At 60.1% G+C, this 20,584-nt stretch carries 17 protein-coding genes and 1 tRNA gene; 8 read left to right on the top strand and 10 right to left on the bottom strand.

All coding sequences use genetic code 11. From position 1 onward, the window contains the following. Positions 1-110 precede the first annotated feature (110 nt). Both ACQUSW_RS00995 and rpsT read left to right on the top strand, forming a co-directional pair. The gene (locus ACQUSW_RS00995; protein WP_428930428.1) at positions 111-1,652 is read left to right on the top strand and encodes an LPXTG cell wall anchor domain-containing protein; all 1,542 of its coding nucleotides are present in this window, start codon (positions 111-113) and stop codon (positions 1,650-1,652) included. A gap of 149 nt (positions 1,653-1,801) precedes the next feature. After that, positions 1,802-2,062, top strand: coding sequence for a 30S ribosomal protein S20 (rpsT, locus tag ACQUSW_RS00990; protein WP_428930427.1), 261 nt, complete (start codon positions 1,802-1,804; stop codon positions 2,060-2,062). Between the two features lie 255 nt (positions 2,063-2,317). Here rpsT and ACQUSW_RS00985 read toward each other — a convergent pair whose 3' ends face one another. The 6 genes from ACQUSW_RS00985 to ACQUSW_RS00960 all read right to left on the bottom strand — a co-directional run bounded on the left by ACQUSW_RS00985 (position 2,318) and on the right by ACQUSW_RS00960 (position 11,712). After that, positions 2,318-3,532: an MFS transporter gene (locus ACQUSW_RS00985; RefSeq protein ID WP_428930426.1), complete on the bottom strand. Its 1,215-nt coding sequence runs from the start codon at positions 3,530-3,532 to the stop codon at positions 2,318-2,320. A gap of 44 nt (positions 3,533-3,576) precedes the next feature. Beyond that, complete coding sequence (gene holA, locus ACQUSW_RS00980) at positions 3,577-4,629, bottom strand: DNA polymerase III subunit delta (RefSeq protein WP_428930425.1); 1,053 nt, start codon at positions 4,627-4,629, stop codon at positions 3,577-3,579. Between the two features lie 10 nt (positions 4,630-4,639). Beyond that, positions 4,640-7,009: a ComEC/Rec2 family competence protein gene (locus ACQUSW_RS00975; protein ID WP_428930424.1), complete on the bottom strand. Its 2,370-nt coding sequence runs from the start codon at positions 7,007-7,009 to the stop codon at positions 4,640-4,642. Further along, positions 7,006-7,629: a ComEA family DNA-binding protein gene (locus ACQUSW_RS00970; RefSeq protein WP_428930423.1), complete on the bottom strand. Its 624-nt coding sequence runs from the start codon at positions 7,627-7,629 to the stop codon at positions 7,006-7,008. The genes ACQUSW_RS00975 and ACQUSW_RS00970 overlap by 4 nt, the downstream gene beginning before the upstream one ends. 158 nt (positions 7,630-7,787) lie before the next feature. Next, positions 7,788-10,325, bottom strand: a complete 2,538-nt coding sequence (leuS, locus tag ACQUSW_RS00965) for a leucine--tRNA ligase (RefSeq protein WP_428930422.1) — start codon at positions 10,323-10,325, stop codon at positions 7,788-7,790. 61 nt (positions 10,326-10,386) lie between these two features. Next, on the bottom strand, positions 10,387-11,712 hold the full coding sequence (locus ACQUSW_RS00960) for an anthranilate synthase component I family protein (protein ID WP_428930421.1): 1,326 nt from the start codon (positions 11,710-11,712) through the stop codon (positions 10,387-10,389). Between the two features lie 41 nt (positions 11,713-11,753). Between ACQUSW_RS00960 and ACQUSW_RS00955 the strand changes: the two genes are divergently transcribed. From ACQUSW_RS00955 to ACQUSW_RS00945, 3 genes are read left to right on the top strand one after another with little or no spacing between them, the layout of a single operon-like run. Further along, positions 11,754-12,419 carry a DedA family protein gene (locus ACQUSW_RS00955; protein ID WP_428930420.1) on the top strand — a complete coding sequence of 222 codons (666 nt, stop codon included), beginning with the start codon at positions 11,754-11,756 and terminating at the stop codon, positions 12,417-12,419. Positions 12,420-12,423: 4 nt separating this feature from the next. After that, a complete protein-coding gene (locus ACQUSW_RS00950; RefSeq protein ID WP_428930419.1) occupies positions 12,424-13,464 on the top strand; it encodes an App1 family protein phosphatidate phosphatase in 1,041 nt (346 codons plus the stop codon). Positions 13,465-13,468: 4 nt separating this feature from the next. Then, entirely contained in the window at positions 13,469-14,389 is a 921-nt protein-coding gene (locus tag ACQUSW_RS00945) for a 3-methyladenine DNA glycosylase (protein WP_428930418.1), read from the top strand. Here the strand turns inward: ACQUSW_RS00945 and ACQUSW_RS00940 are convergent. Then, on the bottom strand, positions 14,328-15,521 hold the full coding sequence (locus ACQUSW_RS00940; protein ID WP_428930417.1) for a glycoside hydrolase family 3 N-terminal domain-containing protein: 1,194 nt from the start codon (positions 15,519-15,521) through the stop codon (positions 14,328-14,330). The two genes, ACQUSW_RS00945 and ACQUSW_RS00940, sit on opposite strands and share 62 nt — an antisense overlap. Positions 15,522-15,530: 9 nt before the next feature. After that, entirely contained in the window at positions 15,531-16,655 is a 1,125-nt protein-coding gene (locus ACQUSW_RS00935) for a flavin-containing monooxygenase (protein ID WP_428930416.1), read from the bottom strand. Between the two features lie 73 nt (positions 16,656-16,728). On the opposite strand from ACQUSW_RS00935, the gene ACQUSW_RS00930 reads away from it, so the two are divergent. From ACQUSW_RS00930 to ACQUSW_RS00920, 3 genes are all read left to right on the top strand, one after another. Then, positions 16,729-17,496 (top strand): aspartate dehydrogenase domain-containing protein, encoded by a 768-nt coding sequence (locus tag ACQUSW_RS00930; protein WP_428930415.1) that lies wholly within the window; start codon positions 16,729-16,731, stop codon positions 17,494-17,496. 104 nt (positions 17,497-17,600) lie between these two features. Further along, positions 17,601-18,251: a hypothetical protein gene (locus ACQUSW_RS00925; protein ID WP_428930414.1), complete on the top strand. Its 651-nt coding sequence runs from the start codon at positions 17,601-17,603 to the stop codon at positions 18,249-18,251. A 176-nt stretch (positions 18,252-18,427) separates the two neighbouring features. After that, positions 18,428-19,003: a hypothetical protein gene (locus tag ACQUSW_RS00920; RefSeq protein ID WP_428930413.1), complete on the top strand. Its 576-nt coding sequence runs from the start codon at positions 18,428-18,430 to the stop codon at positions 19,001-19,003. On the opposite strand, the gene ACQUSW_RS00915 is transcribed toward ACQUSW_RS00920, so the two are convergent. Next, the gene (locus ACQUSW_RS00915) at positions 18,984-20,024 is read right to left on the bottom strand and encodes a hypothetical protein (protein WP_428930412.1); all 1,041 of its coding nucleotides are present in this window, start codon (positions 20,022-20,024) and stop codon (positions 18,984-18,986) included. The two genes, ACQUSW_RS00920 and ACQUSW_RS00915, sit on opposite strands and share 20 nt — an antisense overlap. A 453-nt stretch (positions 20,025-20,477) precedes the next feature. Next, positions 20,478-20,550, bottom strand: a tRNA-Ala gene (locus ACQUSW_RS00910). Positions 20,551-20,584 lie beyond the last annotated feature (34 nt).

Here is a 20,584-nt window from a genome sequence, read left to right as displayed (position 1 = left end):
ACGCCGTAGTTGTCCCCAAATTGTGGTGCGTACTCTGTCGCTAGCGCCATAAAATCGCTACACTCTGCCTGTCGACTGCAACCATCAAGTGACTTGGGGACACAACCACTATGACTACCAACACATCGCATCGATCGTGGCGAGCCCGACTAAAGCATCTCGCTTCCTTTACGGGAACAGCCGCCCTGCTTGGCGCCATTTCTATTTCTGGTGCTGCAACCGCAAGCGCCGACACCTCGATTGTGAGCGAAGGCCCGCTCACAACAATCACTATTTCTGATGACCTCAACTGCGATGTGCGCCATGCGCAAGATACCGAGCCGGAGTGGTTCAATGGCACCGCCTGCGGCACCTTTGTTGCAGTCGGAGACGAACTGTTTGGCCCGCGCTATGTTCCTGCCGGATCAGGTGCAACCCTCGCCAGTGGATACTCCGCATTCACCCCGCTCAACCAATCATCCGTTTCTGGCGCGGGAACAGCAGCCGACCCGCTTACTACGACAACTCGCGTGGCACTCGGTGATACCGGTATTGAACTGACGCAGACAGACTCGTATGTTGTCGGCGAGGAGTCGTACCGTACCGACATCCAACTGGTCAGCACAGCTGGCTCTGACCACGACGTCGTCTTGTACCGTGGCGGCGACTGCTATCTGCAAGACAATGATTACGGTCTCGGACGTGTCGACCTCGGTTTCGTTCCCGTCTGCCAAGCCTCATCCGACGGTGCCGACCCTAACCGTATCGAACTGTTCTACCCGCTCACAGCGGGTAGCAACTACTTCGAGGGGCACTATTCCAGCATGTGGGCGGCCATCGGTTCGAAACAGCCGCTACCTGATGAATGCAACTGTGATGGCGACGAGCACGATAACGCTATCGCTATCAGCTGGGCGCTAACGCTCGCAGCATCCGGTGCACCGGCGGGAGCCTCGAGCCTGACGTCTTTCTCGCCCATCGGTGTTACCCCCGTGCAGCTGACGAAAACCGCTGACGATGATGAACTCACCATCGACACCGGTGAAACCGGAACCACCGGATACACGATCACCGCCACCAACGGGGGTGCTGTACCGGTAACTCTGAACTCCCTGACCGACACACTGCCCTCGGGCTTCACATACATCGACGGCAGCACAACAGGCGTAACCACAGCTGACCCGACTGTATCGGGCAGCGATATCACGTGGGCAGGACCCTTTGAGGTTCCCGCTGCGGTTAATGGAGAAGCCGGAACGATCACGCTGCACTTTGAGGTAACGGTGCCCGCAACGGCCGGAACTTTCACCAACAGCGTCAGCGGTGTTGGTGAAGGAGCAACGGTTATTCCCGCCATTGATACTGCACCGGTCACCGTCATTGTCAACGAGGTAGAACCGACGCCGGAGCCCACTCCGACGGAAACACCTGAGCCCACCCCAACACCGACGGTGACTCCAGACCCCACTCCGACCAGCGAGCCCACACCAGAGCCGACACCGACAGAAACAGCCGAACCTACCCCTGTCCCCTCGGCTACACCCGGTGACCCCGACACGGGTCTACCCACAACAGGTGCTGACCCCACCGTTCCTCTGCTGATCGGTGGCGGACTCTTGGTTGTCGGTGCCGTGCTCTACGTGCTGTACCGCCGCAAGATGCACCGAGAGTAAGAGTGTCTCCCGCACGCAGCCGATAACTTTCCTGGTATGATCGTTTATTGGCTTGCGTGTGGGAGTAACCCTCACGTCCGTCGCATCGGTACCCCTCTCTTGCCTGCGACACAAACAACCCGTACCTCGGAACGAAAGTTAGACCACACGTGGCAAACATTAAGTCGCAGATCAAGCGCAACAAGACCAACGAAAAGGCTCGCGAGCGTAACCGCGCTGTCAAAACAGAGTTGAAGACGGTTATCCGTCAGACTCGTCAAGCAGTTGCCGGTGGCGACAAGGCAGCTGCCGAGTCGGCCCTGAAGGTAGCAACGCGCAAAATCGACAAGGCCGTCAGCAAGGGTGTCATTCACCGCAACCAGGCGGCTAACCGCAAGTCGGCTATCGCCAAGCAGGTTGCTTCGCTGTAAAGCTCTTTCTCACGAGGGTCCGTCACAGAATATTTCTGTGACGGGCCCTCGTTTTTCTGTGCGCGCTCCACTCCGGCCAGTTTTCCTCGTGACCGGACACAACATGCCGTTGTACACGCACGCGTAACGGCGTGTCTCGTCCGGTCGCGGAGAGAAAGCGCACCGCGCAACGTGAACAGCACGCACAGCCCGCGGCGGTAGAACGCGTAGCTTGCGGCAGAGAACGCACAGCCCGCAACAGAGCCTGCTGCGGCGTCAATTATCGGGCTGGTCGGCGAGCACAGAGTGGTCTTCGCGCGGTATCAACGGTATGGCAGCGGCCGGTGCGAGTGTGAGCGCAGCAAAAGCCCATGGCGTGCCAACAGTAGCGATAAGCGCACCAAAACCCGGCCCCACAACGGTGGCGAGAAGAAATTGTCCGGTGTTCTGAACACCCAGTGCACGACCTGCCCACCAGTGCCCTGCCGCCTCGGCTACCGCAATAAAGGCCACGCCGTTATCGGCCACGCTCACGACTGTGGCCGCGATAAAGACAACGACGACAATGGCGTCGATACGCAGCAGGCCTGCAGCGGCGACGGCGAGCATTGTGAGGCATCCGGCAAACGCGATTATTCGAATGACGCCAACGCGCGTACCGACGCGGTCACTGATCGCCCCGATCACCATACGACTGACCGCACCCGTAAACTGCGCCACAGTAATGAGAAGCCCGGCAGCGGTGGGGTTCCACTGCAGGTCGGTGACAAGCCACACGATCCCAAAGATCGAGAGCGCGAACTGCGGAATCACCAGCAGAATAGACACGGCATGAATGCGCCACAGAAAACTGTTGACACGGTAGGGGTTGGTGACCGTACGTGCAGCAGCCTCACCCTGCGCCGTGTTTTCTGTTCGCGGTGCGGGTGGATTCTTAATAATGACGGCACACAGCACAGCGAAAACCGCATTCAGCACGGCCGTCACGGCCAGCGCCATACCAATGCCGTGGTGCTCGAGAAGCGGCGGAATAAGAAGAGCTGCGCCCGATATACCGAGCGGCGGCGACATTTGACGAATCCCCATCGCTAAACCTCGACGATGCCGCGGAAACCAGCCAATAACCACCCTGCCACTGGCCGCATTGACGCTGGCCGACACAGCCCCGCCAACAAAAAACCAAACCGCCAACGGCCACAGTTCGGTCGTCGTCGAGGCACCCCACGCGGCGATAGCGGTGAGCGCAAGCCCCACGGCAATCACTACGCGCTCGCCATACCGGTCGGCGATACTCCCCCATACAACGAGCGTGAGCACCAGGCCGAGCGTCGGAGCTGAGGCCACCATCCCGCCGGCGGCCAAACTGATCCCCTGCTGCTCATGCAGGTGGGGAATGAGAAACGCGGGGGCGCTGACGAACATTGTTGCGCTTGCCTGCGCGATCACACTGACGACAAGCATGATCCACGCGCGAGCAGAAGCCTGCCGCATGGGCTCAGTGAGTGGTGTTCCGGATGCTGCCATGAGCGACGCGGCTACCCGCCGAATGGCTGTCGGGTAGCGACGACAGTGACGAGCTTCTCGACGGCAAAAACCGGGTCGCGCGAAGCACCCTTTACTTCGGCGTCTGCGCGGGCTGCAGCCTGGATGGCAAGCCCCAGCGAGTATTCGTTCCAGCCTGTGAGGTCGCGTTTGGCGCGATCTACCTGCCACTCTTTCATGCCGAGCCGTGTAGCCAGGGCAGAGTTAGATTCTCGGGCACCGGCAACACGCGCCATGCCGCGTAGTTTCATGGCAAACGCCGCAACGATCGGTACCGGATCCGCTCCGGAGGCCAGAGCATGCCGTAGAGCGACGAGTGCCTCGCCGTGTTTTCCGGCAATAGCGGTGTCGGCCACCACAAAAGACGAAACCTCAACGCGCCCGCCGTAGTAGCGTTCAACGATCTCGTCGGTGATGTCCGTCTCGACATCGGCGATCAGCTGTTGGCATGCAGCTGCGAGCTCTGTCACATCGTCAGCAAACGCTGAGACCAGTGTGCGCAGGGCCGTGGGGGCAATTCGGCGCCCCGCAGCACGAAACTCGCCCATAGCAAAGTCGTGCTTTTCACTGTCTCGTTTAATAGCGGGGCAGGCGATCTCGATGCCACCTCCGGTGCCCTGACGAATAGCGTCGAGCAGCTTTTTTCCGCGCACGCTCGAGCCAGTGTGGCGCAGGAGTACGGTTGCTCCTTCTTGCGGCTGCTCAATATAGGCGAGAGCCTCTTTCAAAAACGCGTCGTTACAGCGCTCAACACCCGATATTCGCACCAGGCGCGGCTCCGCAAACAGTGACGGTGCTGTGAGAGCCAGAAGCAAACCCGACTCATAGTCATCAGCACGGATGTCATGCACCTCGAGGGCGGGATCTTCGGCGCGCAAATAGTTACGGATGCCCGCCTGTGCGCGTTCCGCACACACCTCTTCTGGTCCGGAAACCAGCACGATCGGGGCCGGGCGTGGTTCGCGCCACGAAACCTGGGCAATAACGCTGGCCGTTTTACCGCGGCCGCGGGTGCCGGTCGAACGGGATGATCGTGCTGCAGCCATAATCTTTAGCCTACTGGCCTGATGTGACATCGTCGGCGCGCTCCTGCCATAGGGTGACCGTGGTTTCGTCGCGGCTGACCAGTGCTAGGCCTGCGCGGTCGCTGCGGACAGTGTGGGTGGCGAGGCCCTGCAGCATCCGGAGTGTATCGGGCCGCGGGTGCCCATAACGGTTGCCGTCCCCTACACCGATCAGACTGATGCGGCCACGCAGCACCGCATATAGGCCCGGATCTTGGTCGGCGCTACCGTGATGGGCAACCTTAACAACATCGTAGGGAGGCTGTAATACTCCGGATGCCGCTAAAAAGCGCTGCGGTGTAGCTGCCAGATCACCGAGCGCCACAAGCGACGGCCCAGCGTTGTCGACAAACTCAATGACAACGCTTGCGTCGTTACCCGCTGCAAAAACTCGGTCATCGAGCCGTGGCCAGAGTATGCGCCAGCGGGCAGAGCCTAGTGTGCCGCGGTCGCCGATACTGACCTGTTTGATCACAGCACCGGAGGCCTGAAGACGATCAAGCATGCGTTGTTCATCGGGGTCACTGATGGGGCCGTGAATAACGCTGGCCACTCTGCCCTCCACAGCCGAGGTTCCGGCTACATGGTCAAGATCGAAATGGGTGAGGACGAGCAGGTCAATATGGTGCACGTCGAGGGTGCCGAGGCATCGTTCGAGCGCCTGTGCGTCGGGACCCGTATCAATAAGTGCAATCTGTTCGCCGCTACGCACCAGCACGGCATCACCCTGCCCCACATCGCACTGAGCAATAGACCACTGATCGGGTCGATCGCGCGCCGCCAGTGGACCATGCACCAGCAACGCGGCAATGAGCCCGCCGCCCGCAATGCTGACAACTATCACCGCAAACAGCCCCGCAAGGCGTGTTCGTCGAGAACTTTTGCTGGTGCCGGCCACGAGGCGACCTAGCGCTGTCGATACGCCTGCCACAACCAGCGCTGTCACGGGGCCTGGCACCACTGTTATCGTGCTGCCTGGCAGTGACGCTGTCACCGTGGCGGTCATAGCTATCCACGATGCTGGGAGCCAGGCCGAAGCGGCAAGAAGGTCGGCCAACAACGGGACAGGGGCTGCCAGACACGCTAAAAGCCCGAGCACCGTGGCGGGTGGAGCAGCAAGATCGGCGATCAGGTTGGCAATAACACTGACAAACGACTGCTGAGAGGAAAACAGCGCAATGATGGGGCTGCACGCCAGCTCTGCCGATAGTGGCACGGCGATAGCGATGGCCAGGGGTCGCGGCATGATGCGCTCCAGGCCCCGAGCGAGCGGGGGCGCCAGCACAATGAGCGCGGCCGTGGCAGCCACGGAGAGCGCAAACCCGGCAGACCACGCAATCCAGGGATCAACAATGAGAAGCCCGGCCACAGCAAGCAGCAGCATGGGCACCCCTGCCGAGGGCCGTCCCACCAGCAGAGTGAGCATGGCCAGGGTGGCCATCGTGGCTGCGCGCACCACACTGGGTTCGAAAGTAACAAGAACAACGAACGCAAACAGCGCCAGCAGAGCAACCAGGATGCGCAGCATCCGGCCACCGCCCACCAGTGCCACGAGACCGAACATTGCGGCGGTCACTAGCGCACAGTTACTGCCCGAAACAGCCGTGAGGTGACTGAGCCCGCTGGCGATCATTGCGTCGTTCAGTTGCGGGCTGACGGCACGGGTGTCTCCGACAGCAAGACCGGGCAGCAACGAGGCACCGGGGCGGGGCAACCGCAAAGAGCGCTCAACGAAGGTCTCGCGAACATGGGCAGCAAAAGCAAATATAGGATGACGCGGTGCTTCTATCGTTACCGGATCACGGGTAAAAAATACCAGCACAGCGCGTTCGCCGGGGTCTGCCGTGCGGGCTTGCGCGGTAAATGTCACGCGTGCTCCTGGAACCACCTCGCGCGCCTGCTCGCCATCGGCAGTAATGCCCACGCGTATCGGCACGTTATGGGCAAGCGTGTTTTCGTTCGCCGCCGGTGCTTCGGTGACGGCATCGACCCATAAGCGTTCGTCGGCACCAATTTTTGGCGCCGACGTTATGCGCGCTGTCACCTCGACCACATGCCCAGCGGTCTCGGTCGCGGCGTGGCTTCGGGATGGTTCAGCTGCGGCCACAACAGCCGCCGGTGCCAGCGCAACCGTGACCGTCAGCACCGCGAGCCCAATAAGTCCCTTCTGCCACGGAGCATGCAGCAGTGTCACCGCGATCAATACAAGAAGAATAAGACCGGCTGCGATCAGCAGTGTGCGCGACAGCGCAGGCCACTGTGTGCAGGCCAGGGCTGACACCCATGCCATGATCGCTATGGGCAGCATCCGCAAGTCATATTTTTGCCAGAGAGCCGCGCGTTCGGGTTCTGTCACGGTCACACCGTCACTTTGTCGCGCACGCCCGCAAGCAGCTTTTCGCCAATGCCCGACACGGCCATGAGGTCGTCAACCGAGCGAAAACCACCGTTACTCTCGCGCCATTCAATGATGCGTTGGGCGAGGGCCGGGCCAATGCGCGGCAGCTGTTCGAGTGTTGCGGCGTCGGCCGTGTTCAGGTTGATCAACCCCGAAGACGCAGTGCCCGTCGTGCCACTGTGCACGCCGATATCGCCATCGTTTTCGCCGACCTCGGCAACAACAATCTGTTCTCCGTCGACCACGGCGCGCGCAAGGTTGACGCTGCGCAGCTCGGCATGAGCGGTGGTTCCGCCAGCGGCCAAGAGTGCATCGGCCACCCTCGTTCCTTCGCTGAGCCGATACAGCCCCGGAGCGTGCACGGCGCCGAGCACATGAACAAAAATGTCGCTCTCTGCGCTCGCAATCACTGCGTTGTCGCTGCCGGCTGTTGCATCCGGATGCAGGGGTTCGACGTGCTCCCCCGGTGTCGCGCCACCGTCGTCGTCGAGCACTGTTTGCACACCGGGTGAGCGCAGTAACGCGATTCCTACTGCTATCGAGACGGTGACAAGCCCAACGATGATCGCTGCCCCGAGGCTCATTCTCAAACGAGCTCTGAGCGAGTCAGTGGAGGGAGGATCCGAGGGAGCGTGCGTCACACACCCACGCTAAAGTGGGCCTCGGATGATTCTCGTGTCATCCCCAGCGTTCGTGTGGGGGTTGCTCAGGAGCCGTTTCGGGGAGGAAACGGCTTTTCTACTTAGCCTTTCACCGCGAAGTTCACGATCTTTGGTGCACGAACGATAACTCGCACAATCTCTTTACCGTCGAGCGCTTTCTGTATCCGTTCATCAGCCCGCGCGCGAGACTCAAGCTCTGATTCGCTGATACCGGCGGGAACATCGATCGTCGCGCGCACCTTACCGTTCACCTGAATAGCGGTCGTGACGGTCGTGTCAGCCGCGAGTGTCTGATCGGCGGCGGGCCACTCCACCAGCCCTACCGATGGCTCGTGGCCGAGAATTTCCCACATTTCTTCTGCCGTGTGGGGAGCGACCAGGTCGAGCATCATGGTGAGCACTTCAACGGCTTCACGCACGGCCGGGTCACCCGGTCCTGCCTCGCCGTCAATTGCTTTGCGAGTGTGATTGACCAGCTCCATGAGGCGAGCCACGAGCACGTTGAACTTTGTTTGCTCGACAAGCTCCGGAGCCTCGGCCAACAGACGGTGGGTGTCATGGCGAAGAGCAGCAAAGCCACCATCTGCCGGTGTGCCCACGGGACTCGTGACCTCTGTTGCTACGCGCAATGCCCGTGCCAAGAATTTTTGAGCACCTGTTGTCGAGACATCAGCCCAGTCTTTGTCGTCTTCGACGGGGCCCGCAAAAGCGAGGGCTACGCGCAGTGCGTCGGCGCCAAAACGCTCGAGTTCTTCGTGAAAGAGCACCAGGTTTCCCTTGCTCTTCGACATTTTTGCGCCGTCAAGAATCACCATGCCCTGATTGATGAGGCTCGAGAACGGTTCGTTAAACGATACGAGTCCCATATCGTGAAAGACCTTGGTGATAAACCGCGCATACAGCAGGTGCAAGATGGCGTGTTCGACACCACCAATATAAAAGTCGACCGGTGCCCACTGCGCCGCCGCTTCGGGGTCGAATGCGACCGTATCGCTTGTTGACGACAGGAAGCGCAAGAAGTACCACGAACTGTCGACGAAGGTGTCCATGGTATCGGGGTCGCGCCGCGCTGGCGCACCCGTGGTGGGATCGGTCGTTGTGACCCACGATTCTGCAGCACCCAGGGGTGAGGTTCCCTTGGGTGTCAGATCGAGCCCGTCGATGCTGGGCAGTGTGACAGGCAACTCGGAGTCAGCAACCGGCACGACGTCGCCCTCGGCAGTGTGCACCATGGGAATAGGCGTTCCCCAGAACCTCTGGCGAGAAATGAGCCAGTCGCGCAGACGGTAATTCTTTGCTTGGCGGCCTGTTCCACGTTCCTGCAGAGTGGCCGTCGCCTGTGCGATAGCTTCGGCACGACCGAGTCCGTCGAGCTCGGCCGAGTTGACCATGATTCCGTCGCCGGTCAGTGCCTGCCCCGTGTGTTCCGGATGCAGCGCAGCGATGTCTTCGCCCTCATTCGAACCACCCGTGACGGTAGTGTCAACAACCAGACGCACAGGAAGGTCGAAGGCCCGCGCGAAGTCGAGGTCGCGCTGGTCGTGGGCAGGAACAGCCATGACTGCGCCGTGACCGTAGTCGGCAAGAACGTAGTCGGCGGCCCAGATGGGTAGACGCTCACCGTTGAGCGGGTTGACCGCATACCGATCAAGGAATACACCTGTCTTGGGTCGGTCGGTGGACTGACGCTCAATTTCGGTCTGCTTCTGCACTTTTGTCAGGTACGCGGCAAACTCTGCCTGCACCTCGGGAGTTGAACCGGCCGCGAGTTCTGCGGCAATGTCGGAGTCGGGTGCAACGACAAAGAACGTTGCACCGGCCAGGGTGTCGGGGCGGGTGCTGAAGACCGTGACCACTCCCTCGCGGCCTTCAATAGCAAAGTCGATATCTGCACCGGTCGAGCGCCCGATCCAGTTGCGCTGCATCTGCAAGACTTTTTGGGGCCAGTGTCCTTCAAGCTGGTCCAAGTCGTCGAGCAGCCGATCGGCATATTCTGTGATGCGGAAGTACCACTGCGTCAGTTTTTTCTTAACGACTTCTGCGCCGCATCGTTCACAGCGGCCGTCCACGACCTGCTCATTAGCCAGCACCGTTTGGTCGTTCGGGCACCAGTTGACGGGGCTTTCTTTGCGGTAGGCCAGGCCGCGTTCGTAAAGCTTCAAGAACAGCCACTGATTCCACCGGTAATACTCGGGGTCTGACGTGTGCAAGACACGACTCCAGTCAAAAGACACCCCGTAGGAGCGGAAGCCTGCCTTCTGCTGATCAATATTTTCGTAGGTCCATTCGCGCGGGTCGGCCCCGCGGCGAATGGCGGCGTTTTCTGCGGGCAGACCAAAGGAGTCCCATCCGATCGGATGCAGCACGTTGTAGCCCCGGTGACGCCAGTACCGCGCAACGATGTCGGAGTAGAGATAGTTCTCGGCGTGCCCCATGTGCAGGTCGCCCGAAGGGTACGGGAACATCGCGAGTACATATTTGTGCGGACGCTCGGTGTCGTCGGCATCGGCTTCGAACGTATTGTTGTCTGCCCAGTACCTTTGCCATTTGGCCTGTAACGCAGAGAACGAGCGTGCGTCATCGCTGGGCAGGGCTGTGGCAGACAGATTCTCAGACAACGAAGGTAACCAATCTAGAAACTAGAAACGGGAATGACCCCAAAAAGCGTCATCTCCCAGATTATCCGAGATCCCAGGGCACACGTGCCCCCACGGCGGCAAGCGGTCCCTGTGCCTTCAGTGCGACCTCTGCTGTTTCGGCATCCGGATCAGAAAGCGCCGTAATTCCACCGCCGGCACCCACCGTTGCTTCTGTGGCGGTGACGACAACACTGCGAATCACCATCCCGAGGTTCATACCCCCGCGGGCCCCTATGTAGCCAAAGCAGCCGCTATACACTCCGCGCGGGCCTGCCTCGGCCTCGTGCAGCAGTGACATTGCCGCCGACTGGGGCGCACCCGTCATACTCGCGGCCGGAAAAACGGCTGCGAGTAACTCGCGAACGCTCACGTCGGCCCGCAGGGTGCCCTGTACGGTACTCACCAGTTGATGCACTGTCGCGTAACTGTGAATCTGCTGCTGTTGCCCACGATGCACGCTCGCCGGCACACACACGCTGGCCAGTTGCTGCTGCAAACCAGCCGTAATGAGCTCATTTTCTTCTCGTTCTTTGCGACTATTGCGCAGTTCGTCAGCGAGTGCTTGATCGCGGTGCGGATCAGCGTCGCGCGGCCTTGTTCCTTTAATAGGGCTGCTGTGCACTGTTGTGCCCGATATGCGCAAAAACTGTTCGGGGCTCGCGCTCGCAAGTCCTGTTGCGTCCACCCGCACATAGCCACCGTGGGGCGCCGACATTGCCGACCGCAACCGTCCATATATTTCTGCAGAACAGTGCTGTCCAGGAACAGTAAAAGTTGTCGTTGGACACAGCTGTGCCACGTCTGCGCGAGCGATCGCAGCCATGCACGCGCGCACAAGAGCTGTGTATTCAGCGGCGCTGTGGCGGGCCTCAGCGGCAATCAGCGCATCACGATCCAGATCGGGCGTTGCTCGCGACCCCAGCGCAATGGTCGCTTCGACCTCGTCGGCCCATGCTTCGATGTCATCGATGCCGGCAAGCGCCCACACTGCTCCGGTCGCGTGATTAATGGCCACCGCCTGTCGCACCGCGAGCCACGCCGAACCGTCCGTTGACCTGGTGTTGACACCTTCGCGGTTGTTGCGTAGTTCGCGACCCGTTTCGTACGACCACCAGCCCACCCAGCCGCCGGTGAAGGGCGGCAGCGCAGCATCCGGAGTATTCTGTTCTGCTGCAGGAACAGCAAGTATTCGCTCCGGATGCTTCTCTTGCTTGCCCCACCCCACCAGGCTCCAACCTTCGTGCGCATGAGGCCCCGAATCGAGCCAGAACACGTCGGCATGGCGGTCGTTCACATACCAGAACACGGTCTCGAGATGGATCTCTGACGAGACAAGACGAGCATGAAGACGCACGGGGGAAGCCACGTTCACAGAATACGGTCTGCATCACGCCGTACGCTCATTATGTGGATGAATTTCTGCTCGGGTTTCTCGACCTCGTCCAGTCTGTTGACCCCGTTCTGCGCACCATTATTGCCGGTGTTGCCATGATGCTCGAGACGAGCATTCTTATCGGTCTGATCGTGCCCGGTGACACCATTGTGCTGGTGGCCGGTATCGGTGTCACCAACGTTGTTGAGGCCCTAGCGCTGGCGGGAGCCATTGTTATCGGAGCTCTGGCCGGAGAAAGCTTCGGGTTTTGGATGGGCCACTGGGCAGGACCCTATATTCGGCAGTCATGGGCCGGTCGCAAAATAGGTGCAGAAAACTGGAACAGGGCAGAACGTTATCTTCAGCGACGCGGCGGTCTGGCAATTTTTCTCTCCCGCTTTCTACCGGTGTTGCACTCGGTAGTGCCCATGACTGTCGGCATGAGCCGGTACAGCTACCGGCGCTTTTTAGCGTGGACGACGCCCGCCTGCATTCTGTGGGCGGCAGCATATGTTTCTGTCACGTGGGCCGCGGCCGACAGCTATCGTGAACTTGCGCGTCGCTTCCACTTCGCCGGATACGTGTTCGTCGGCATTATTCTTGCGTTCCTTCTGCTGGCCCTACTGGTGAAGAAACTGATTGCGCGTGCCGAAGCTCGCCATATGGACGCGGTAGAAGACAACGAGAACGTGCAAGACTGACTCTATGCCCGCTGTTTCTTCTGGCCCCGGACACGGCCGGATCCACTGGTTCGCTCGACTTGAGCACCGTCTTCATGCCTGGCGTGAAGGACGCGCTCGCCGGCGCGGACACCAACCGACCATTGTTCCTTTTCCGGGTTATGGGGGCCCAGGCTGGGTGCGGGTTGTTGGGCGCGTGCTTATTCTTCCGCCGCGGCGTCGGCCACGGCAGGGTTCTCCCGCGCGGGGCTGGCGAAGCTTTGCCGGTATTCCCGTGAGTTCTGCCACGGTCACCATCCATATTGACGGTGTTGATCACGATGTCATTGCCGACCGCGGTGGTGTGATTGACACGGTCATACCTGCCGAACTTGCTGCGGGCTGGCAAACGATTTCAATGAGCGTCGAGAACCGTACCGCAGCCGAGACTTCCGTCTTCGTCGTGTCTGATGACACCACTTTCGGTGTTGTATGCGATGTTGACGACACCGTGATGGTCACCGCGCTGCCGAGGCCGCTGGTAGCGGCATGGAACTCTTTTGTGGTCGACGAACACGCCCGCATGCCCGTGCCGGGTATGGCTGTGCTACTCGACCGGCTCATGACCGAGAATCCCAATGCACCCATGGTGTATTTATCGACGGGCGCATGGAATGTTGCCCCGACGCTGTCTCGCTTTCTCTCACGCCACCTGTTTCCGCGGGGTGCTTTCTTGTTGACCGACTGGGGTCCCACGCACGACCGCTGGTTTCGCAGCGGACAAAAACACAAGCTCGATAACCTACGGCGTCTCGCGCAGCAGTTTCCTCATGTGCGATGGCTCTTGATCGGTGACGACGGCCAGCACGACCCCGCTATCTACACAACGTTCGCCCGCGAGTACCCTGAGCAGGTTGCAGGCATTGCTATTCGCCGCCTTCTTCCTGCCGAGGCAGTACTAGCCGGGGCTCGCGGAGCCGAAGACACTCCGGCCGCACATACGCCGTGGGTGAGCGGTCATGATGGCGCACGGCTTCATGAACGCCTGATAGAAGAGGGCATCATGCGCGCGAGTGGATCTTCGTAAAATCATGCACCACACAGTTCTTGACCGCGACGAATGGCAGACACGTGCGCACGCCCACCGCGTGCGGGTAGACGAATTGACTGCTGCGCATCGCGAGCGCGCGGTGCGGGGCGAGAAGCATCCGGTGTGGGATTTTCTTTTCACCTACTACAGCTATAAACCCTCGCTGCTACGCCGCTGGCATCCGGGAGCCGGTGTGGTGCTGCTTGACGCGCCAGAACGTGCCGAATGGCGCTGGTATGCCGCGGGCCCGAACCCTGATTCTGTTGTTCCGGATGCTGCGGCTTTTACCGCCGACATGCCACGCTTGGCATCGCTGGTCGATCACATGCTGCGCCGCGTTCCACAGCAGGCAGCCCGTTTTGACTGCTTTGGGTTGCACGAGTGGGCGATGGTGTATCAGGCCGACGAGCGTCGCCACGAAGTCGCGCTACGGTTGGGGCAGAACGGCACCGACGAAGTGGTCGAAAGCCATCGGTTACGCTGCACCCACTTTGATGCTTTTCGGTTCTTTACCGCGCCTGCCCGGCCCCGCAATGAACAGCCGCTGCGGCGCGATGATCAGGTTCGTTTCGAACAGCCCGGATGCCTGCACGCCGGAATGGACGTGTACCGGTGGGCGGTCAAGCTGGGCCCTCTGGTGCCCGGAGATCTGCTGCTTGACGCATTTGAGCTGGCCCGCGACATCCGGCTGCTCGATATGAAGGCCTCGCCGTACGATCTCTCGGCCTGGAACATCGCGCCCGTGCGTATTGAAACACCCGAGGGCAAAGCCGAGTATGTTGAGGCCCAACGCGTCTTTGCCGAGCGAAGCAATACACTGCGCCGGATGCTACTGCACGCGTGGACAGCCACACCGCATGCTACTCGGCCACCGGCTGCCACCGAGAAGCATCGGCAGCACCCACCTGTAACCGCAGCATAGTCACACGCGTCGCGGCGTCACGAAGCCGCTCGGCAGGTATCTCACCGCGGTCAACCGATGCCGCAATTTCTTGCGCGATCGCTGTGGCTGTGGTGGCGTCGGTGCCCATCATGGTGAGCACAATGTCGGCTCCGGCTGCCAGCGCCCGCGCGGCATTTGCTGTCGGGTCTGCAAGAGCCGGCTCGCCCGTAGCCATGAGCATGCCGAGATCATCGGTCACGAGCACGCCGTCAAAACCCAGTGCTTCGCGGGCGATGCCGTACCACTGTGGCGATAGGGATGCGGGTTGCGCATCGACCGACGAGTATTCGAGGTGCCCCACCATCAGCAGCGACGCACCGGCCCGCACACCGTCAACAAAAGGTTGACCATCGTGACCGAACCAGTCGTCGTAGCCGAGCGTTGTGGTTGGAATCATGTCGTGCGAATCGCCCTCAGCAGCGCCGTGGCCAGGAAAATGCTTGAGTGTCGACGCGACGAACGGCTCTTGCCCGCGGGTTGCTGCCGCCGTTGCTGCTCCCGCTTCGCCCGCATTGGTTCCTAGTGCACGGCCATAAATAAACGACGATCCGGATGCCGGCACATCGGCGACCGTGCCAAAATTCACGGTGATTCCATCGCGAGCGATGACTGCCGCGCGAGCCGAAAAAGCCTGTTCCACAGTGACACCGTCGGCACCCTTCAGGTTCTGCGCTGAAGCAAAAACATCCCAGGGTAAACGGCTCACATCGCCGCCCTCCTGGTCGATCGCAACGAGAGCAGGCAGCAACGGATTGTCACCGCGAATAGCCTTCGTGAGCGCCCGCAGTTGTTCTTCATCGGCAGGGATGTTTGCGCCCATCAGCAAAAAACCGCCCCAGCCCTGACTCATGTACTGGCGTGCTTCGTCGGGGTCGGTCGTTGAGATATGTCCCATCACGACCATGGCGGCCTGTTCCTCCACCGAGAGCTCTGCCACGAGCGACTCGGCATGCGCACGCAGATCATCACGGGTCTCAGCCTCGATATGCACGTCTCCGGCAGCAATGGCGTCGCTTTCGGCGGCGGTGGCTGGCGCAGCATCCGGTACTCCAATGCCGAAGCCGAGAAGAACCGCAGCGGAGACGGCGACGGTGCGAAAAATTCGGCGCATGCCTCCACACTATGTGGTCGGTGAGACAGCGATGGCGGCCGATGCGACAGCGGGGATCGTGGCAGTCGCAGCAGAGGTGCTGACACTGTTGTGGCGCTGCAAAAAGTTACGCACCCCAATGGCCGCGCGCCTGCTTGCACGGTTCGCACCGATCGTGCTCGCCGAGGGGCCATAGCCGACAAGCTGCACGCGGGCATCGAGCGCCGCCTGTGTGCCTCTCCCCCGCTGTGTTAGCTGGATTCCACCGTGTTCACTGCGCAGCCGCAGCGGCGCCAGGTGCGCCACGGCCGGCCGAAAGCCCGTGGCCCACAGAATCACATCGGCCGCCAAAAACGTGCCATCGGCCCAGCGCACCCCCGTCGGTTCGATGCTGCTAAACATGCGTCGCGGTGATCGGTATGCGCCGAGCGCTGCGGCTTCCTTTTCTTGTTCGCGCAGCTGCAGGCCCGTAACGCTCACGACACTCGCCGGTGCAAAGCCCTGCGCTACGCGCTCTTCGACGCGTGCGACTGCGGCAGCGCCGATCTCTGGCGTGAATTCGTCCGTACGCCATTCGGGTTCTCGCCGGGTCACCCAGGTTGTGCGGGTTATAGGTGCAAGCTGCCCTGAAAATTGCACGGCCGACGCCCCCGCACCCACGACGATCACGTGTTTGCCGCGCAGATATTCGCGGCCCGGATACGTGGCGGTGTGAAACTGTTCTCCCGCAAACTCGCGGATTCGCGGTATGTGCGGCACAAACGGCTGCGTCCACGTGCCCGTGGCGTTCACGAGGGTTTGGGTCAGCCATTCACGCCCATCCGCGGCATGCACCTGCAAGAGCCCCCGTTGGTTATTCACGCGCGTCACGGTCACCGGGCGCAGAATCGGCAGGGCGTGTAGCCGTTCGTAGTCGTCAAAAATCGTGGGTACGGCGGTGCGGGCAGGCTCACCGGATGCCGCAGGCGCAACGCCATCGGGGAGTTCTGCCACCCTGTGCACATCGTTCATAGTCAACTCGGGCCACCGGTGCTGCCACGCTCCCCCGGGCGCGGCGTTGTGGTCGAGCACAACGTGGTGGATTCCACGCTGCTGCAGGTGATACGACGCTGAAAGGCCTGCCTGCCCGGCGCCGATCACAATACTTTCGTACACATGTGCTGTAACCGTGCGATGATGCAAATGCTTCCCCCGCGCATAATTCTTCGCACCGGATACAAGGAGACCTATGACACGCATTGGAATCATCGGCGGGGGCAACATCGCTGTCGCGCTGGCACAAAATATTGACTCACACGACTCCCTCAGCCTGTCGTGGTGGCGTGCTCGCTCCCAGCGCGAGCATGCAGCGTCGGCGTCGGTTCCGCTCCGCACGGGCACCCCGGATGACGCAGAACTAGCCCGCACCGACCTCGTTGTTGAAGCCGCGCATCCGACTGTTGTCGCAGAGTGGGGCGAGCGGATACTACGCACAAGCAACATGATGGTGGTGTCGGTGGGGGCCCTGGCCGATGCTGCACTGTATGAACGTCTGCGTGCCACCGCCACCGAGTACGGCACGTCGTTGATTGTTCCGTCCGGTGCCCTCGTGGGGCTTGATGGAGTGCTGGCGCAGCAGTGGGATTCGGCGGTCATCACCATGACGAAGGCACCGCAGCACCTCGAGCCTTCCCCCGTGGGTATCGACGCAGTAACGACGCTGTTTGACGGCTCGGTAGCAGAGCTTGCCCAGCAGTATCCGCGCAATGTGAATGCCATGGTGGCGTTTGCTATCGCATCCTGCGGCCTCGATGACACGGTGGCTCGTCTTGTGTGTGATCCGGATGCCACTCATGGCAGCATCCGGATGGAACTCGCACAGCGCACCGGAGCACGCCTGACGGTGGAGAAGCGGCAACCGATGGTGGGCGTTTCGGGTAGCGAAATGATGCAGTCGATTATCGACTCGGTACACCGGGTGTCGTCTCCGACCCATCCCGGGGTTGTTTTCGCGTAGCTTTTCATCGGCATTGTGGTGGTTAACCCTGGTCGGGAGCTAAAAAACCTGGTAGAAGTGGCCAAGGAGGCATAGCTCTTTCATCGACAAGAGCTTGTGAAACTATGCATCGTAATTATTGTGCGCCGACGAAAGAACGTGCCGTTCGTGCTGCCCTGACCCTTTTTCTCGCCCTACCCGCGCTCGTTCTTACCGTGGGGTGCGCGCCCACAAAGAGCGCAACGCCAGAGCCGGTGCCGACAGACACCGCGAACGCTGCCGATGACCGAGAAACACAAGACAGCACGCCAACTCCGCAGGCTCAGGAGGTAGACACGACGGAGTGTGTTGTGGGTACGTGGCTGTTTTCTCATGACGAGATGCAGGCCTACTACGACTCGATCGCACCGGAGGGTTCAACCATCACGGTCGACGGTTCAACAACGCTCTCGTTCACCGAGAGTGAATACGAGTTTCAGCCCGACTTCTCGCTCACGATCGATTTTGGGATGGAGGCAACAGCCACCGTGACGGGCGCAATCGGCGGCACCTATATTGGGCTTGACGTGCAGGTCACCACCGAACAGGAATACAACGATCTCCAGCTCGATGGCGAAGTCATGGGACAAAAGGTCGACCTTACCGAGCAGGCGGCGGCCTATATGGAAATGTATCGTTTGGTCGATATTCCGTGGGAATGCTCAGGCGACACACTCACGCTGTACTACCTCACGGCAGACAACACGACGTTTCCAGCCCAGCTGACTCGCATGTGACGCGCAAGCGGCAAGTACCCGTGTTCCGAGGTTTCCACTCTTGACGAGTGTGTTCAGAATGCTAGGGTGTCAAGAAGATTGTTACTGAAACCCGAAAATTGCCCTTGACCGGGCAAATTTTAGACTGAGTGTATTATTTGCCGGTGTGGGGCTCCTCCAATGGAGAAGAACACAACATGTCTAAAAAGGCCGATCAAGCCTCTTACCCCCATACTGAACCGCAGCGTTCTGTGTCGCGCCGCAGCGTCGTGAAAGGCGCTGTCTGGGCAGCTCCTGTAGTCGCACTGTCGGTGACGGCACCAGCTCATGCTGCTTCGGAGTGCACGAATTTTGTGCAGGTTTTAGGCTCGTGCTCGCTCCATGACAACAGTGCCCCCGGATACGTCACGCCATCGTTTAGCTTTAGCAATTACACGTGCCCTCTGAATAGTGGTTCACGTTTAGCGATCACGGGTCCTGGTGCCGGTAATCCTTCGCTGTGGGATTTCTCGGCCCTCAATCAGGCAGGAATCACTCAGTACGTCGTAACCGCCGATGATCCCGACACTCTCGTGATTCTTTTCACGGCCGACACCCCGGGCGTTTTTAATGTCCCTTCCATTAGTGCTGTACTGCCGTTTGATTCAACTCCTGTCAGTTACACCATGAATTGCACGATTATTAACGCGACTTTAGAGCCCGGATCGAACCTCATCGATGTGCTGAGTTTCGATGAGAATGGCGAATGCAGCACTATCTTTGGAGAGGGATGAGACCGCGCAGAATTTCACTCCAGTCGATGCTGGGAAGAAGCGGCGCAACAATCTCGTAAAATGCGGCAGCCTGGTCAATAAACTGCTGCCACTCGCCGAGTATTGCCTGCACGTCGCCGGTTGCTACTTCAAGCAGTACGCCCACGGTTGATGTGACGAGGTCTCCGTTGTCGTTAACGTCGGTGTCTTGGCTCATGGGTGAGAGCATGGCGGTGATTGACGAGGGTGTGACAGTACCGGCGATATTGAGGGTCACAGCAACGGGGTTATAAACCAGTGGTTGACTAAAAATCACGGCGCCGACGGGAATTTCTGTCGCGGTGGTGTGGGTGAGCAGTGTCGTGCCGCCGGTATTAATCGCCTGCACCGCGCCGATCTCGGGCAGGTGTGCGTTGATGAGATTGATGTCGGAGGTCACCTGAACGGTCACGGTTGTTCCTGCCGGGATAGCGGAGGGTCCGTTGTTTACTGCCACGATCGATCGGGGGTAGGTGGCCGAGGCGAAGAATAGGCCTTCGCTTTGTACTGCCAGGTCGCGGAATCGGTCCATGAAAGCCGAGACAGCAAGGTCCCACGCAGAATAGATGGCAAGTTCTTGCAAATATTCTGCGACTCGCTCTAAATACTGTGTGTTTGCCAGTCCGACATCAACACCCCATTGTGCGTAGTCGATGCCATATTGTGTCCATCCGCTGGGGTTGGTGAAGATGTTGCCCCACGGTTTGGGTGGTTCTGGTGGCAACACAAGTTCGGGTGCCTGAGGTTTTTGTGGGCCGAGGCTTCGAACTGCTCCTTCAATGAAGTCGATAACAGCGAATGAAACGTCGCGCGTTGACCCTTCAATGATGTCGCCGAATCGCAGCACAATGTCGCTGGTGATGGGAGCTGATGCTGAGGCCAGTGGTGCTTGAACCGACATCATGATGACGGGCGCGGCCCACGCTGCCGCTTTTACGACGGTGCGACGACTCGGCTCGAAAACAGATATTTGTCGCGCCCCATTATCAACAGCATTTGTCATGCTTTTCTCCCCAGAAAATGCCAGACGTATGCTCTCTGGCCGAGCTCGGATATTCCGCTGAAATTAGCAGTCGTCCAGACAGCGGGGCAACGAAAGATTAATCTTTTCGGGGTCATCTGATTGTCGCTTATCTCAGCGTCATTTTCGCCATTGAATCAAGCCACGCTCATGACAATGCTGAGTTCGCCCGCCGGAGCGTTGACGCCGGGGGTATGCAGTCACTGGCCCAGTTGGCGTGAAGCCCCGGTGAATAGCCGTGTGTACCTATCGAAGGAAAAGTGGAACCGCCACGGGGACTGTCACAAGCGCGAATGCGAACGTGACGGTGTAGTGAGTTCGAGTCTGCTTCGCTCTGCGAATCGAGACTGGGAGGAAGAACATCGACGAATCACCGAACGTGCAAGTCTTCACTTCCGAAGAAAGAAGAAAAACCCTGGGAACCAGGGTTTTTTGTGGACCTGAGGGGACTCGAACCCCTGACCCCCTGCATGCCATGCAGGTGCGCTACCAACTGCGCCACAGGCCCAAACTTGTTGCGGCGGCTTCCGCGGCAACTCATT

Origin of the sequence: Microbacterium luticellae (assembly GCF_050408645.1) — a bacterium.
Lineage (GTDB): Bacteria > Actinomycetota > Actinomycetes > Actinomycetales > Microbacteriaceae > Microbacterium.
The sequence above is the reverse complement of the archived record's forward strand: the minus strand, read 5'-3'. Positions and strand labels throughout refer to the sequence as shown.

Bases quoted from the DNA above. Each gene is read 5' to 3' on its own strand.
- holA (WP_428930425.1), bottom strand. From the start codon at position 4,629: ATGGCTGCAGCACGATCATCCCGTTCGACCGGCACCCGCGGCCGCGGT.
- ACQUSW_RS00930 (WP_428930415.1), top strand. From the start codon at position 16,729: ATGACACGCATTGGAATCATCGGCGGGGGCAACATCGCTGTCGCGCTG.
- ACQUSW_RS00985 (WP_428930426.1), bottom strand. From the start codon at position 3,532: ATGCGGCAGGCTTCTGCTCGCGCGTGGATCATGCTTGTCGTCAGTGTG.
- ACQUSW_RS00925 (WP_428930414.1), top strand. From the start codon at position 17,601: ATGCATCGTAATTATTGTGCGCCGACGAAAGAACGTGCCGTTCGTGCT.
- ACQUSW_RS00950 (WP_428930419.1), top strand. From the start codon at position 12,424: ATGCCCGCTGTTTCTTCTGGCCCCGGACACGGCCGGATCCACTGGTTC.
- ACQUSW_RS00945 (WP_428930418.1), top strand. From the start codon at position 13,469: ATGCACCACACAGTTCTTGACCGCGACGAATGGCAGACACGTGCGCAC.
- ACQUSW_RS00920 (WP_428930413.1), top strand. From the start codon at position 18,428: ATGTCTAAAAAGGCCGATCAAGCCTCTTACCCCCATACTGAACCGCAG.
- ACQUSW_RS00940 (WP_428930417.1), bottom strand. From the start codon at position 15,521: ATGCGCCGAATTTTTCGCACCGTCGCCGTCTCCGCTGCGGTTCTTCTC.
- ACQUSW_RS00970 (WP_428930423.1), bottom strand. From the start codon at position 7,629: ATGAGCCTCGGGGCAGCGATCATCGTTGGGCTTGTCACCGTCTCGATA.
- ACQUSW_RS00995 (WP_428930428.1), top strand. From the start codon at position 111: ATGACTACCAACACATCGCATCGATCGTGGCGAGCCCGACTAAAGCAT.
- ACQUSW_RS00915 (WP_428930412.1), bottom strand. From the start codon at position 20,024: ATGACAAATGCTGTTGATAATGGGGCGCGACAAATATCTGTTTTCGAG.